The sequence below is a fragment of the Prochlorococcus sp. MIT 1223 genome, from assembly GCF_034092465.1.
GTDB lineage: Bacteria > Cyanobacteriota > Cyanobacteriia > PCC-6307 > Cyanobiaceae > AG-402-N21.
In genome coordinates this window covers 1,475,815-1,490,664 of the sequence record NZ_CP139303.1, presented here as the reverse complement: position 1 = coordinate 1,490,664, position 14,850 = coordinate 1,475,815, and the positions used below count along the sequence as shown (strand labels likewise).

15 protein-coding genes are annotated in these 14,850 nt (G+C 38.2%); 10 read left to right on the top strand and 5 right to left on the bottom strand.

The genetic code is table 11. From position 1 onward, the window contains the following. Position 1 precedes the first annotated feature (1 nt). Both gpmI and secG read left to right on the top strand, forming a co-directional pair. Positions 2-1,624 (top strand): 2,3-bisphosphoglycerate-independent phosphoglycerate mutase, encoded by a 1,623-nt coding sequence (gene gpmI / locus SOI85_RS07905; protein ID WP_320663849.1) that lies wholly within the window; start codon positions 2-4, stop codon positions 1,622-1,624. A 14-nt stretch (positions 1,625-1,638) separates the two neighbouring features. Continuing rightward, a complete protein-coding gene (gene secG, locus SOI85_RS07900; RefSeq protein ID WP_320663848.1) occupies positions 1,639-1,869 on the top strand; it encodes a preprotein translocase subunit SecG in 231 nt (76 codons plus the stop codon). Positions 1,870-2,083: 214 nt separating this feature from the next. On the opposite strand, the gene groL is transcribed toward secG, so the two are convergent. Together groL and groES are read right to left on the bottom strand one after the other, a co-directional pair. After that, the gene (gene groL / locus SOI85_RS07895; protein WP_320663847.1) at positions 2,084-3,721 is read right to left on the bottom strand and encodes a chaperonin GroEL; all 1,638 of its coding nucleotides are present in this window, start codon (positions 3,719-3,721) and stop codon (positions 2,084-2,086) included. A gap of 74 nt (positions 3,722-3,795) precedes the next feature. Further along, entirely contained in the window at positions 3,796-4,107 is a 312-nt protein-coding gene (groES, locus tag SOI85_RS07890; protein WP_320663846.1) for a co-chaperone GroES, read from the bottom strand. Positions 4,108-4,333: 226 nt separating this feature from the next. Here groES and atpD point away from each other — a divergent pair, with 226 nt between their 5' ends. Continuing rightward, on the top strand, positions 4,334-5,794 hold the full coding sequence (atpD, locus tag SOI85_RS07885) for a F0F1 ATP synthase subunit beta (protein ID WP_320663845.1): 1,461 nt from the start codon (positions 4,334-4,336) through the stop codon (positions 5,792-5,794). A gap of 80 nt (positions 5,795-5,874) precedes the next feature. Continuing rightward, positions 5,875-6,282 carry an ATP synthase F1 subunit epsilon gene (gene atpC / locus SOI85_RS07880; RefSeq protein WP_320663844.1) on the top strand — a complete coding sequence of 136 codons (408 nt, stop codon included), beginning with the start codon at positions 5,875-5,877 and terminating at the stop codon, positions 6,280-6,282. Between the two features lie 50 nt (positions 6,283-6,332). On the opposite strand, the gene SOI85_RS07875 is transcribed toward atpC, so the two are convergent. Next, positions 6,333-6,836 carry a 30S ribosomal protein PSRP-3 gene (locus tag SOI85_RS07875; RefSeq protein WP_320663843.1) on the bottom strand — a complete coding sequence of 168 codons (504 nt, stop codon included), beginning with the start codon at positions 6,834-6,836 and terminating at the stop codon, positions 6,333-6,335. Between the two features lie 69 nt (positions 6,837-6,905). Between SOI85_RS07875 and SOI85_RS07870 the strand changes: the two genes are divergently transcribed. Further along, positions 6,906-7,694, top strand: coding sequence for a TIGR01548 family HAD-type hydrolase (locus SOI85_RS07870; RefSeq protein WP_320663842.1), 789 nt, complete (start codon positions 6,906-6,908; stop codon positions 7,692-7,694). Positions 7,695-7,733: 39 nt separating this feature from the next. Here SOI85_RS07870 and SOI85_RS07865 read toward each other — a convergent pair whose 3' ends face one another. After that, positions 7,734-9,056 (bottom strand): aminopeptidase P N-terminal domain-containing protein, encoded by a 1,323-nt coding sequence (locus tag SOI85_RS07865; protein ID WP_320663841.1) that lies wholly within the window; start codon positions 9,054-9,056, stop codon positions 7,734-7,736. 101 nt (positions 9,057-9,157) lie between these two features. On the opposite strand from SOI85_RS07865, the gene SOI85_RS07860 reads away from it, so the two are divergent. Further along, positions 9,158-10,132 (top strand): CNNM domain-containing protein, encoded by a 975-nt coding sequence (locus SOI85_RS07860; RefSeq protein WP_320663840.1) that lies wholly within the window; start codon positions 9,158-9,160, stop codon positions 10,130-10,132. A gap of 138 nt (positions 10,133-10,270) precedes the next feature. Here SOI85_RS07860 and SOI85_RS07855 read toward each other — a convergent pair whose 3' ends face one another. Beyond that, complete coding sequence (locus SOI85_RS07855) at positions 10,271-10,486, bottom strand: hypothetical protein (protein ID WP_320663839.1); 216 nt, start codon at positions 10,484-10,486, stop codon at positions 10,271-10,273. Between the two features lie 183 nt (positions 10,487-10,669). On the opposite strand from SOI85_RS07855, the gene SOI85_RS07850 reads away from it, so the two are divergent. From SOI85_RS07850 to SOI85_RS07835, 4 genes are all read left to right on the top strand, one after another. Beyond that, entirely contained in the window at positions 10,670-10,855 is a 186-nt protein-coding gene (locus SOI85_RS07850; RefSeq protein WP_320663838.1) for a hypothetical protein, read from the top strand. A gap of 366 nt (positions 10,856-11,221) precedes the next feature. Further along, a complete protein-coding gene (locus SOI85_RS07845; RefSeq protein ID WP_320663837.1) occupies positions 11,222-12,550 on the top strand; it encodes a GTP-binding protein in 1,329 nt (442 codons plus the stop codon). Then, on the top strand, positions 12,547-13,128 hold the full coding sequence (locus SOI85_RS07840) for a nicotinate-nucleotide adenylyltransferase (RefSeq protein ID WP_320663836.1): 582 nt from the start codon (positions 12,547-12,549) through the stop codon (positions 13,126-13,128). The genes SOI85_RS07845 and SOI85_RS07840 overlap by 4 nt, the downstream gene beginning before the upstream one ends. A gap of 3 nt (positions 13,129-13,131) precedes the next feature. After that, positions 13,132-14,823: an NAD+ synthase gene (locus tag SOI85_RS07835; protein ID WP_320663835.1), complete on the top strand. Its 1,692-nt coding sequence runs from the start codon at positions 13,132-13,134 to the stop codon at positions 14,821-14,823. Positions 14,824-14,850 lie beyond the last annotated feature (27 nt).

The following is a 14,850-nucleotide window of genomic DNA, read 5'->3' as shown; positions in this document are numbered from 1 at the left end:
AATGGCAGAGAGTAATTCGGCTATTCCAATAAACACCAAACCCGTTGCGCCAGTCGTTTTGGCAATACTTGATGGATGGGGACATAGAGAAGAACTAGCTAATAATGCCGTAAAGGCTGCAAATACTCCTGTAATGGATGCGCTATGGCAAGCCTATCCGCATACTTTTATTGAAGCGAGCGGATCACACGTAGGGTTACCTGATGATCAAATGGGTAATTCTGAAGTAGGCCATCTGACAATTGGAGCAGGTCGGATATTTCAACAAGAGTTAGTAAGAATTAGCAACACAGTTCGTATGAGATTGCTTGATCAAATAAAAGCTCTGAAGGACATTAGTAGTTTTTTAAAGACAAGCAAAGGCACTCTTCATGTAATTGGCCTTTGCTCAGATGGAGGGGTGCACAGTCACGTAAATCATCTGAATGGCTTAATTGAATGGGCAGCGGAAAATGGACTTGCAAAACTCTCCTTACATGCAATTACAGATGGCAGGGATACTCCTGCAAAAAGCTCCTCAAAATATCTGGAAATTATTGAAGATTCCTTCAAGTCTGCTGGGGTAGGAGAACTGGCAAGTTTATGTGGTCGCTATTGGGCTATGGATAGAGATAATAGATGGGAAAGGACTTCCAAAGCATATGAATTATTGACCAATCCAGAAATACAAATTTCAACCTTACCCACCTCAAAAATCCTTGAAGAAAGTTATTCCAAAGGAATTACTGACGAATTTTTAGAACCTGTTCGACTAACTCCTTCTTATATAAAAGATGGTGATGGATTAATTATGTTTAACTTTCGGCCTGATAGGGCTCGGCAGTTAATTAAAGCACTGACTCTTCCTGAATTTAATGAATTTGAGCGTAAGAATTCGCCCAAGATTCACACTGTTACTTTTACCCAATACGAAGCAAACCTACCTGTAGAAATTGCTTTTCCTCCTGAATCTTTAAATGATCTTCTTGGCCAAGTAGTTTCTGAACATGGTCTACGCCAATACAGAACTGCTGAAACAGAAAAGTACCCTCATGTCACATACTTTTTGAATGGCGGTATTGAAAAACCCTTAACTGGAGAAGACAGACACTTAGTACCTTCCCCCAGAGTTGCAACATATGATCTTCAACCAGAAATGTCAGCAGATGAATTAACTAGAACATGCAAGAACGCTATTGAAAAAGGTATTTATTCTTTAGTAGTAATCAACTATGCAAATCCAGATATGGTTGGCCATACTGGTGATCTCAAAGCAGCTATAAAAGCAATTGAAAAAGTTGATGAATCTGTTGGGCTCATCCTTGATTCTATTGGAAAAATGGGCGGCACTTTATTAATCACAGCAGATCATGGGAATGCCGAATTAATGCAAGGAGCTGACGGAGAACCATGGACAGCTCATACAACGAATCCGGTTCCAGTAATTCTTATAGAAGGTGAAAAAATTAAATTAAATGGTTATGGCAATGACATACGATTAAGAGAAGGGGGTGGTCTTTCTGATTTGGCTCCTACTTTGCTTCATCTATTAAATCTACCTAAGCCTGATGCAATGACAGGTTCATCTTTAATTGAACCTGCCGAAACACCAGCCTTTTCAAATAGAGTTCCTCAGCACGTATAAAACATCCGCAAATCATGCTTATTTCAATTCTTTCTTGGGTTTGGATTTCAATAGGATTGTTATTAATACTTCTAGTTCTTTTACATAGTCCAAAAGGAGACGGAATGGGTGGTATAGCCGCTAGTGGAAGCTCTATGTTTACAAGTGCAAGTAGTGCAGAATCTACACTCAATAAAGCTACTTGGATTTGCTTGACTATATTTATAGTTCTTGCAATAGTTTTAAGTGCTGGATGGCTAAATTAGAAGAATATTCTCAAAAGGAATAAGGTTAAGAGTTTATAGACAGGATTAGATTTACTGGTTGAAGTAGATAATTAAAAAAGATATCGTCCATAATTCAAAGTTATAAAATCTAATTAATCAATTATTATTTAAAGTTAAAAAATGAACAAAAAAAATAGGGATTAGTATTAAACTAATCCCTATTTTTTAGACATCTATTATTGATGAATTTTCATCAATAATCAAAATCACCGCCCATTCCTCCAGCACCTCCAGCTGGTGCAGAGTCTTTCTTCTCAGGCAAATCTGCAACTATGCATTCAGTTGTTAGAACCATCCCTGCAATTGATGCTGCATTTTGCAAACCAGATCGCGTTACTTTTGCAGGATCAACAATTCCAGCTGCAAGCATATCTACATAGTCACCAGTAGCAGCATTGTACCCGTCATTCATAGGCTTACTCTTAACGTTTTCTGCAATAACTGCTCCATTAGCTCCTGCATTTTCAGCAATTCGCATTAGTGGTGAAGTCAAAGCAGCCTCAACAATATTCGCTCCAATTAACTCCTCACCTTGAAGATTATTGTCAGCCCATTTATTGAGCTCAGGAGCCAAATGGGCAAGAGTAGTTCCTCCTCCAGGAACAATTCCTTCTTCAACTGCAGCTTTAGTAGCATTAATTGCATCTTCAAGTCGCAATTTTTTATCCTTCATCTCTGTCTCAGTTGCAGCTCCAACTTTGACTACTGCAACTCCGCCAGCAAGCTTTGCAAGACGTTCTTGTAATTTTTCCTTGTCATATGTGGAATCAGTTTCATCCATCTGCTTTTTAATTTGCTCGCACCTTGCATTAACAGCAACTTCATTGCCTTCAGCGACAATAGTTGTGTTGTCTTTGTTAATAGTTACCCTTCTGGCTGTTCCAAGCATTTCTAACTGAGCATTTTCGAGCTTGAGGCCTGCATCTTCAGTAATCAATTGACCATTAGTTAAAACAGCCATATCTTCAAGCATCGCTTTTCTTCTATCTCCAAATCCAGGAGCTTTTACAGCCGCTACATTCAAAACACCTCTTAAACGATTAACGACTAACGTTGCTAATGCTTCTTTCTCAATGTCCTCAGCAATAATGATAAGAGGCTTTCCAGTCTTAGCGATTTGCTCTAAAACAGGGACTAAATCTTGAACTAGTCCTATTTTTTTATCCGTTAAAAGTATGTAAGGCTCATCTAATACTGCCTCCATTCTTTCTGTATCAGTAGCAAAATAAGGAGAAATATATCCCTTATCAAAACGCATACCTTCAGTGACCTCTAATTCTGTGGTCATTGATTTTCCTTCTTCAAGAGAAATTACTCCCTCTTTCCCAACCTTATCCATTGCATCAGCAATCATGCGTCCTACTTCATCATCATTACCTGCAGCAATTGTTCCGCATTGAGCTATTGCATTGCTATCACTAATAGGCTTAGCATTTTCTTGAATTTTTTGAACAAGGAAATCTGTTGCCTTATCTATGCCTTTCTTGAGGGTGATTGCATTTGCACCAGCAGCAACATTCCTCAGACCAGCTTTAACCATTGCATGAGCTAGAACTGTTGCAGTTGTTGTCCCATCACCAGCTGCATCATTTGTCTTAGAAGCAGCTTGACGAATAAGAGCAACGCCAGTGTTTTCAATGTGATCCTCAAGCTCTATCTCCTTCGCAATCGTCACTCCATCATTAATAATCTGAGGAGCTCCAAATTTTTTCTCTAGGACTACGTTCCGTCCTTTAGGGCCGAGAGTTACGGCCACAGATTCGGCCAAGATGTCGATGCCTCTTTCAAGTGCTCGACGAGCTTGCTCGTTGTAGATAATGCGCTTAGCCATATTGGGCGTTTTGCTTGAGGTAAAAGAAAGGTTTTAAAGAGTTAGAAGTTCAAGCTTATAAAAAGCTAAATAGGTCAATTAACGACCGCAAGGATGTCTTTTTCAGACAACAGCACGTATTCATCACCACCGATTTTGATATCAGTACCGGCATATTTGCTGTATAAGACCTTGTCACCTACGCCCACTTCTGGGGACTGACGAGATCCATCATCATTACGTTTTCCAGGTCCTACCTGGGCAACTTCACCTACTTGAGGTTTTTCTTTAGCGGTATCAGGGAGCAAAATCCCTCCCGCCGTTTTCTCTTCTGATTCAGAGACTTTTACAAACACACGGTCACCTAATGGTTGAACTGTGGAAACACTTAAAGAAACAGCTGCCATGGATAAATGCAGAGGCAAGAACAGGGCGCAAAGCGCCGCAAATGGAAAGAGTTTTATTACTCATAACCGAGAACAACTTATTCGTCTAACCACTTGGACGACCACTATCTGACTGTGCGGTTGACCGAACCCAGATGCAAAGTAAACCAACGAAATGGTATTGTTGCCCGGCTACTCAAGAACATGCTGGTTTGTGTGTTCTTTTCACAGTTTCTCTTTAATCTAAATGGCCGCAGCTACCACCTCCGCCGGTACAAAGGGCGTTGTTAGACAGGTAATTGGCCCGGTTTTAGATGTCGAATTTCCAGCCGGTAAACTACCCAAAATCCTTAATGCACTTCGCATAGAAGGTAAAAACCCTGCAGGGCAAGATGTTGCCCTTACAGCTGAAGTTCAGCAGCTCTTAGGGGATCACAGAGTTCGTGCAGTCGCTATGAGCAGTACTGATGGACTTGTGAGAGGAATGGATGCCCTTGATACGGGTGCTCCAATCTCTGTCCCTGTAGGAGAAGCCACACTAGGAAGGATCTTTAATGTCCTAGGCGAACCAGTTGACGAGCAAGGTCCTGTAAAGGATTCAGGCACAGCTCCTATACATAGGCCAGCGCCGAGCCTGACAGACCTGGAAACAAAGCCGAAGGTCTTTGAGACGGGAATCAAAGTTATTGACCTTCTAGCCCCATATAGACAAGGAGGAAAAGTAGGTTTGTTTGGAGGTGCAGGTGTAGGTAAAACTGTGTTAATTCAAGAACTTATAAACAACATTGCGAAAGAACACGGTGGAGTATCTGTTTTCGGAGGAGTAGGCGAACGAACACGAGAAGGTAATGATTTATACGAAGAGTTCAAAGAATCTGGCGTTATCAACGCAAATGATTTACCTCAATCAAAAGTTGCATTGTGTTTTGGTCAAATGAACGAGCCCCCTGGAGCTCGAATGAGAGTTGGCCTTTCTGCATTAACAATGGCAGAGCATTTTCGCGACGTGAACAAACAAGATGTTCTGTTGTTTATTGATAATATCTTCAGATTTGTGCAAGCAGGTTCTGAAGTATCAGCTCTATTAGGAAGGATGCCATCAGCTGTTGGATATCAACCAACACTTGGTACAGACGTAGGTGAACTTCAAGAACGAATTACTTCCACTCTTGAAGGATCTATAACATCTATTCAAGCTGTTTATGTTCCTGCAGATGATTTAACAGACCCAGCTCCTGCTACAACCTTTGCTCATTTGGACGCCACTACGGTTTTAGCCAGAGCACTTGCAGCAAAAGGTATCTATCCAGCTGTAGACCCTCTTGACTCAACAAGCACAATGCTTCAGCCATCAGTTGTTGGCGATGAGCATTATCGAACAGCAAGAGCGGTTCAATCCACTCTTCAGAGATATAAAGAATTGCAAGACATCATCGCAATTCTAGGTTTAGATGAATTATCTGAAGATGATAGAAAAACTGTTGATAGAGCTAGGAAAATAGAAAAATTCCTATCTCAACCCTTTTTTGTTGCTGAAATTTTTACTGGCATGTCTGGTAAATACGTGAAATTAGAAGAAACAATTAAAGGTTTCAACATGATTCTCTCTGGAGAACTTGATCACTTACCAGAGCAGGCTTTCTATCTAGTTGGAAATATAGAGGAAGTCAAAGCAAAAGCTGAAAAACTCTCAGCTGAAAGCAAGTAGAAAAAACTTCTACAAACTAATCGGAGCTCTATATAAAGGGCTCTGATTCAAATTAATTAACTCACCTAAAGACTCTCAAAATGTCTCTAACACTACGAGTGCTTGCACCAGACAAGAGCGTATTTGATGGGAATGCCGAAGAAATAATTCTCCCAAGCACAACTGGATTACTGGGCATATTGCCCGGCCACATATCAATGGTTACAGCCATCGATACTGGTGTACTTAGAGTCTTAAACAAAGGGAAGTGGGATTCAATTGCTCTTATGGGTGGATTTGCAGAAGTTGAATCTAATGAAGTTACGGTGCTTGTAAATGGAGCTGAACTAGGCTCTTCAATTAATTCAACTAATGCAGAAGCCGACTTAGAAGAAGCAAAAAATAAATTTAATCAATTAGAAGGGGAACCAAATTCTCCTGAAAAGTTACAGGCCCAAGAATCTCTAAACCGAGCAAGAGCAAGATTCCAAGCAACAAAAGATCAGTAATTTTAGCTTCAATTAGAAAAAATATATTTACCTCATATGACCTAAAGCCACTAGGCAGTACCGCAAAAAGTTACGTCTGGGAACTTAAGCTTAGCTTCTTCAAGAGTTTTTCCTTTTCCCTCCTCTTGCCAGTAATTAATTACTTCAGTCGCTTTATTCAAAACTTCAACTCTTTCATTGTCTGTAATCCAACTTTTATCCTCTAATTGGGACTTAAGGGTTTCCCATGCATCCTCTCTTGGCCAAAAGAAATAAGCTGTTAAAGGACTTGGACCACCACCCACAATTTGATCTACAGCCAAAGCGACATTATCTGGCAACCAAAGAATTTTTAACAAAAATCGTCCTTCATCTGCCTTCGGAGTATGACCAGAAGGAACTCCATCTGCATCGATAGTTGCTGTAGCAAGCGCTGCAGCCCCTCCTAGGACGCCAGGATTACCTGATTTTGTTTTGTCATCTGCAGGAGCTTTATTCTGAACTGCTGGTTGTTCAGTCCCTGGGAGATTTGTTTCTTCTTGTTGAACAGAACCAACTTCTTCAGAAACCATCATTTCTTAGTCTTCAACTAACTAACAAGCAACTAACCTACCAGTCATCAGACCATAAATGCATCAAATTCATTGAACCCAATTGGATTCCTACTTTTTGACATCGATGGAGTTATTCGTGATGTCTCCAAAAGTTACCGTCTTGCAATCCAAGAGACCGTAATTCATTTTTGCAATTGGAAGCCTTCAATCAATGATATAGACAACCTCAAAGCAGAAGGGAAATGGAATAATGACTGGCATGCATCTTTAGAATTAATAAATCGTCATAACAAAAAACAGCGCAAATTTCTGGAAATTCCAAGTATTAAAAGTTTGATAAAAGTTTTTAATACGTACTACTTTGGAAATAATCCCAATAGCAATCCAGAACAATGGGATGGTTTTATCCAAAATGAACAATTACTAGTTAACAAAGAGTTTTTTGATACTCTTACAAAGCTAAATTTGTCATGGGGATTCGTCAGTGGAGCTGAATCTATTTCAGCAAAGTATGTCTTAGAAACTCGACTGAAGATAAAACAACCATATTTAATCGCCATGGAAGATGCTCCCGACAAACCTGATCCAACTGGCTTAATTAAAATCGCACAAGAATTGGCGGGTACTGAGTTAGGGGATGGTGTACCTCCAGTTATATATCTAGGAGACACAGTTGCTGATGTATTAACAATTAAGAATGCTCAATTAAAAGTTCCAAGTCAAAAATTTATAAGCTTTGCTATAAGTCCTCCTCATCTTCACAAAAAAGGGACAATAAAAGAAAGGTCTATTTACGAAGAAAATCTCAAAAAAGCAGGAGCAGATAAAGTTATCTTAAACATTTCAGAAATTATCACTGAGGCAAAAGAATGGTTATAAGTCTCTTTAGCATTAAGTTTTTATTTAATCATCATTGAATTAAGAATTTTGCATAGAGTCAACTGATTTCAAAGCATCCTTAGAAAGGATCTCAGGATTTTTTTCTGTGACCAAAATGTCATCTTCTATTCTTATTCCAATCCCTTTCCACCTTGGATGTATTTCTGGCTGGCCTTTCGGTACTTCCAATCGATCACTTATATAAAGGCCAGGCTCAACTGTTAAGACCATTCCAGGAGTTAACTCAACAGGGTATTCACCTAATCGATATGCGCCCACATCGTGAACGTCTAATCCTAACCAATGACCAGTTTTATGCATGTAGATATGCCGATATGCTCCTTCATTAATTATAGATTCAACATTTCCTACAAGTAAGCCAAGTTCTACTAGTCCTTCCACAAGAACTTGTAAAGCAGCAAAATGAACAGCCTCAGCATCCTGACCGGGTATCACCGCAGCAATAGCTTTTAATTGGGAGGCTAAGACTATTTCATAAAGAGCCTTTTGCTCCCCAGAAAACTTCCCATTAATAGGGAATGTTCTTGTAATATCTCCATTGTAATAGTCATATAAAGAACAACCAGCATCTATTAATACCAATTCTCCATCCCTCAGAATTGATCTATTAGAAGTGTAGTGAAGAACACATGCATTATCTCCTCCGGCTACAATAGAACCATAGGCAGGCCCTCTTGCACCTTGCTGTAAAAAATATTCTTCAATAACTCCTTGAAGTTGACGTTCATTCATACCAGGTCGAGCAATATCTCGAACTAACTCATGTGCCTCAGCAGAGATCCTTGTAGCCTCACGAATTCTCTGCACTTCATAATCATCTTTATATAGCCTCATGTTATGCAATATCGAGCATGGAGGGACAAGGGACAAAGGACAAGACTCTCCTCGTTGCGCTTTATCCAATTGCAAAGACCATGTTTTGAAGACTAGAGTGTCCAACGAAGAGTCCTTGCCTATACGAAAAGCTATTCCATCAGCTCCGGCTAAATAATGGGCCAACAGTTGTGGTAACTGATCTAAAGAATGTGCAATATCTACTCCAAATTGTTCAACAACTCTTTTCTCCCCCCAACGAAAACCTGTCCAAACCTCCATTGCTGAGTCACTGGGTTGAACAAAAAGCACATACTGTTCTCCTCTCGGACGAAAAGGTAAAAAAATAGCTACTGCATCAGGCTCATCAAATCCGGTCAAATACCAAAAATCACTATTTTGCCTAAAAGGATATTCGCAATCAGAGTGATGAGTTACCAATGAAGCAGCCGGAATAATTGCCGCTTTACCGCCTAATTTAGAAAGAAATCGCTCACGGCGGGATTTGAAAATTTCAAAGTCTTTCACAATTAATCACTGCTTCTATTTAATGAAGGATGGCAAGAGTTCAAACTTAATGGAAAAATAAGACTCAAGAACACCTAATTAAAGTGAAAGCTTACTAAAGCATGAGTCAAAACATTACCTTACTAGGAATTCTCGTGCTTATCGTATTGACAGGTTCTGCAATCTGCTCAGGAGTAGAAGCAGCGCTATTAGCCGTCAATCCATTAAGAGTCCATGAGTTGGCAGCTAAAAGTAAACCTGTACCAGGAGCACGCAGACTGGCCAGGCTTCGTCAAAGACTGGCTCGAACTCTGACAGTTATAACAATCGCAAACAACGGATTTAATATTTTTGGAAGTTTAATGCTCGGAAGCTATGCAGCCTTTGTATTCAAGAAAGGAATCGCTTTACCATTATTCTCAATAATTCTGACAATTTTAGTTTTACTTTTAGGTGAAATTCTTCCCAAATCTATTGGGACTAAACTTGCTCTAAAAATTTCATTAGCAAGTGCTCCTACACTTCATATATTAGGAATCTTAATGAAACCGATAGTTATCCTTCTTGAAAAATTATTGCCTGTTATTACTACTGAAAGCGAAATCACAACAGATGAAGAAGAAATTCGTCAGATGGCAACATTAGGCTCTCAAAAAGGGCAAATAGAAGCAGATGAAGCTGCAATGATATCCAAAGTATTTCAATTAAATGATCTTACAGCAAGAGATCTTATGACTCCGAGAGTTGCTGCACCAACAATTAATGGAGGAACAACTCTTAAGAATCTTCTCCCCACGCTTATGAGCAATGATAATCATTGGTGGGTAATACTTGGAGAAGAGGTCGACAAGATAATCGGAGTAATTAGTCGAGAAAAACTATTAACAGCATTACTTGAAGGTAAGTCTGAAATTACACCAGCTGAACTAAGTGAATCGGTTGAATATGTGCCCGAGATGATACGCATTGATCGACTACTTACATCCTTTAGCAAAGACAAAAGTGGGGTCAGAGTTGTGGTTGATGAATTTGGCGGATTTGTTGGAGTAATTGGAGCAGAAGCTGTCTTAGCTGTCTTGGCTGGATGGGAAAATTAAAATTCTAATGAATCGCAACTATAGAAAGCTAGAAAATTTCAATAATAGATTTTATTTCAAAGGGGACAATCTCTTCAGCCATCATCAAAAATTGTACATTAATAAATAAGGATTTTTAGGCTGATTCGAGATATTAATTTAAAGCTTTGGATATAGCTTTGCAATCTCTGTTTCTTGTCTCGCTTTTCTTTTGGTTTCAGATCTAATATCATGCAATGATGGCTTGTCTGTTGCTGAAATATACAAAATATATACTATTAGACATGAAAATATGATTCCTGCAGCTAAAAGGAGTAAGCCTAAAGGCGCTGAGGGTAAAAGATAATCAAGGCCAAGACTTCCAGTAAATAGCATGGAACAGTATGCAAATATAATCTAATTATATTTATAGAGTTTTTTAGCTATAAATATAATTAAGTATAAATTTAACAGTCCGAGAGATCATTAAGCACTCATAGGTACTTATGCTCTTCTTTGATTGTTTATTTTAATGAAAGTATTCTTAAGTAACTCATTATTTATAAAATTTCTAAAGGCATGAAAATAAATTATACTAAAGTCATAATTAAGAAACAGAAATCAAATCTTTTTAGCGAAATTGATTCTAAGATGTTGATTGGTTGGGAGTGTAATAAGGCAGGAAGTAAGCAGAAGAAGTATCTAGATCAAATTAAACGTCAGACAGCTGCAGCAATGCAAAACAAAAAGTATTATCTAGACTAATATAAAATCAAATAATCTTTTATTATCAGTTAGTTGAGGTCATAAAATTTTTTAAATTCTCTTTTCAAGAATTACTTTGTTGAATACAAAATTCTTCCAAAGCAGCCGATATTTTGGTGATGCGCCAAGCTTAGACTTAAAGTAAAATACTAATTTTTCGAACTAGTTTAAAATTTAAGGATGACATAGGTGTAGGAGGTGGCATATTTAGGTAAAGTTGCTATTGAATAAGCAATTTTTGCTGGTCCTGAAATTTAAATCAGAGCTTTTTTATTGTTTTGAAATCAATAGAAAACACAACAAAGACTTCTAATCACTTGCGAGTGGTCATATCCTATTTACCTTTATACGGCAAGGGGCAAACCCATGAGTAATGCTCCTTCTATAGCTGAAAGGTCTTGTTTGCTGCTCAAAGAGTGGAAACACTCTTTAGATTTAACATGTTTTGAAAAAGAACAATTACGAGGAGAGTTAGAAATATTGGATGAGCAATTAGATAGATTAAAAGAAAGGAGGCTTCGTATATCAGTTTTTGGTAGAGTAGGTGTGGGGAAGTCAAGTCTGCTAAATGCTTTATTAGACAAACAAGCTTTCAATACAAATGTATACCATGGAAGTACATATCAAGATAAGGTTGAGAGATGGAATCAATCGTTCAAGAAGCTGAAGACTATTGAATTAGTTGACACACCTGGAATTGACGAAGTTTCCGAACAAAAACGAAAAAAAGAAACTGCTCATACTCACTCTGAATCAGACTTTATTTTATTCGTCATTGATAGTGATCTCACTCGAATAGAAATTGAAGCCTTAGAATTATTTATTAAAATTGGCAAACCAGTTTTACTCGTTATAAATCGCTGCGACCAATGGAAATCTCATGAATTAAAGCAACTTCAATTAAGTATTAAAAACCGTCTACCTCCTATAGCTAAAAATATATTATTAGTAGCCGTAGCATCAGCTCCTAGAAAGTCTCAGCTTTTAGATAATGGAAAAGTAAGGAGTGTTGCAGGTGAACCAACTATTGAATTACTTCGCGATTCACTCATAGACATTCTTGAGAAAGAAGGTGAGTTATTTTTAGTGTTAAACTCTTTAAGAGTAGCAGATAAGTTTTATAGCCTCATAAAAAGTGGGAGATTGAAAAGAGGAAAATTAGCCGCTCAAAGTCTCATAGGTAAATTTGCTGCACTAAAGGCTTCTGGAGTAGCAGCTAGTCCATTATTAATACTTGATTTAACCGCAGGATTAGCGTGTGATACCGCACTTGTTATCGAATTGAGTAAATTATATGGATTACAATTACAAGGCCCTGCAGCTAGAGAATTATTGAAGCGCCTGTCTTTATACAATAGTTTGCTTGGTGGCGCACAATTCAGTATTCAAATTGTATTGGGACTTCTCCGACAGATTTTCCTACTTGCCGCACCTTTAACTGGAGGAATAAGTCTTACACCAGCTTTGCCCATCGCTCTAGCACAAGCTGCCCTTGCTATTCATACAACAAAACTCACAGGTCGTCTTGCTGCAAAGGAATTTTTACAAGGAGGTAATAAAAAAAATTGCCAACCATGTTTATTGCTATATAGATTGGCTCGCAAAGAGCCAGAGGTCAAGATGTTATTAAATCAATGGCCATCGTCAATAATCACTCCTCTTAAATATAGATCTTTTCAATCTCTTCTTCCGTGAACACTCAACATGATTCAATCGCATTATTCGGGACGAGTGCAGACCCACCTACATGCGGTCATGAAGCTCTTCTGAAAGGTTTATTAAATATCTTTCCAAAAGTTGTCACTTGGGCAAGTGATAATCCACTAAAAAATCATTCTATCCCTCTTCAAAAACGATATGAGCTCTTAAAATTACTAGTTGAGGATATTCAAAACCCTCACTTGGAAATCAACCAAAAACTAAGTAGTCCATGGACAATAAAGACTCTTGAAAAGGCAAATGAACTGTGGCCTAGCTCTAATATGATTTTCATCATAGGTAGTGATTTAATGGAGCAACTCCCCAGTTGGCTTAGGGTTAAGGACGTATTAAACAAAGCAAGAATTGGAGTAGCCAAACGAGAGGGTTGGCCCATTCAAGAAAATCAATTGCAAACGATTAAAGGCCTTGGAGGCGTAATTGATCTCCTCCCTCTAGATATTCCTGATTCCTCTAGTTCAACATTTCGTAAAAGATTTAAGCTTGCACAAATTCCTAAAGTGATTTTACCATTGCTAATGAATCAAAATTTATATGATATTAAGAATAAATAGCCTATGAAAGTTTTATTACTACAGCTGAATCCCTTAGTAGGAGATCTCGCAGGAAATAGTGAGAAAATTATAGCTAGTTATCAACAAGCGAATGAAGAGGGTGTGGATCTAATACTAACTCCAGAGTTATCTCTATGGGGTTATCCTCCTAGAGATCTTTTGTTTGACACACACCGATTGAAGGAGCAAAAAGAAATTTTAAATTATATGGCTGACAAAATTCGTATAGATGCTCCTGATTGTTCACTCATAGTAGGTATTGCAGAGCAATCCTTAGATAGGCTATTGCCCAATTTATTTAACTCTCTTGTTTTAGTAGCTAATGGGAAATGGGAGATAGTTGCACGGAAACAATTACTACCTACATATGACGTTTTTGATGAGAAAAGATACTTCCGGCCTTTCAGTCACAGTAGTACTATTAATATCAAAACATTAAAGCGTAACTGGAAATTAGGACTAACAATTTGTGAAGATCTTTGGGTAGAAGAAAATCTACAAGGTCAACGTTTACAAGGAGCCAACCCAATAGAGCAACTAAAAGAAAGCAAAGTCGATATCTTAATCAACTTATCTGCTTCTCCCTTTAGTCAATCCAAGAAATCCTTAAGGCAAAATTTAGCCGCTAAAGCTAGTACTAATCTAAAATGTCCAGTAATTTATCTCAACCAAGTAGGAGGTAATGATGAATTAGTCTTTGATGGAGCAAGCTTTGTAATGAATTCATCAAGCAAAGTTGTTTACAGTCTCCCAAGCTACAAAGAAACTATTGGAGTATGGGATACTTCCAGACAAACACAATCAAAGTTATCTCACGCAAATAATCAAGAGTATATTTTCAGAGCTCTTGTCCTAGGGGTTAAAGACTACTGTGCTAAATGTGGATTTAATTCAGCTCTCCTTGGATTGAGTGGTGGCATAGATTCAGCCTTAGTAGCAACAATCGCTACTGCTGCATTAGGTTCGCGAAATATAACTTCTATATTGATGCCTTCACCTTGGAGCTCCTCAGGCTCTATTGATGATGCTCTCGCCCTTTCTAAAAGGCTGGCAATTCAAACAAAAACTATTCCAATCAATACTTTAATGGATTGTTACGATTCCACACTTGCCATACCTCTAGGGGAAAGGCTAAAAGCTTTAGCCTCAGAAAATCTACAATCAAGGATAAGAGGTACTATTCTTATGGCAATTGCCAATCAAAATAATCATCTACTTTTATCTACAGGTAATAAATCAGAATTAGCCATGGGATATTGCACCTTATACGGTGACATGAATGGTGGTTTATCTGTTATCGGCGATCTATATAAAACTTCTGTTTTTAAAGTTTGTGAATGGTTAGACAGTAATGAATCTGCTAATGCTCGCAAAAAGTTAGGGCTTTTTGCGAAAGGAGAACTCATTGGGGAGATCATTCGAACAAAGCCGCCGAGTGCAGAGCTTCGACCAGATCAGCTTGATACTGATTCATTACCCCCGTATGAAATACTTGATCCAATACTAAAAGGACTAATTGAAGAGCGTCAAAGTCAAGATAAACTAATAAAGAAAGGTTATGACAAAGATTTAATTCAGAAAATACAGTCTCTGTTAAAAAAATCAGAATTCAAAAGGAGACAGGCACCTCCTTTACTTAAAATAAGTAATCAAGCGTTTGGGAGTGGTTGGCGAGTTCCAATAGCATCCAAATAATCCACACACTTGCTAGCCATTTACGCC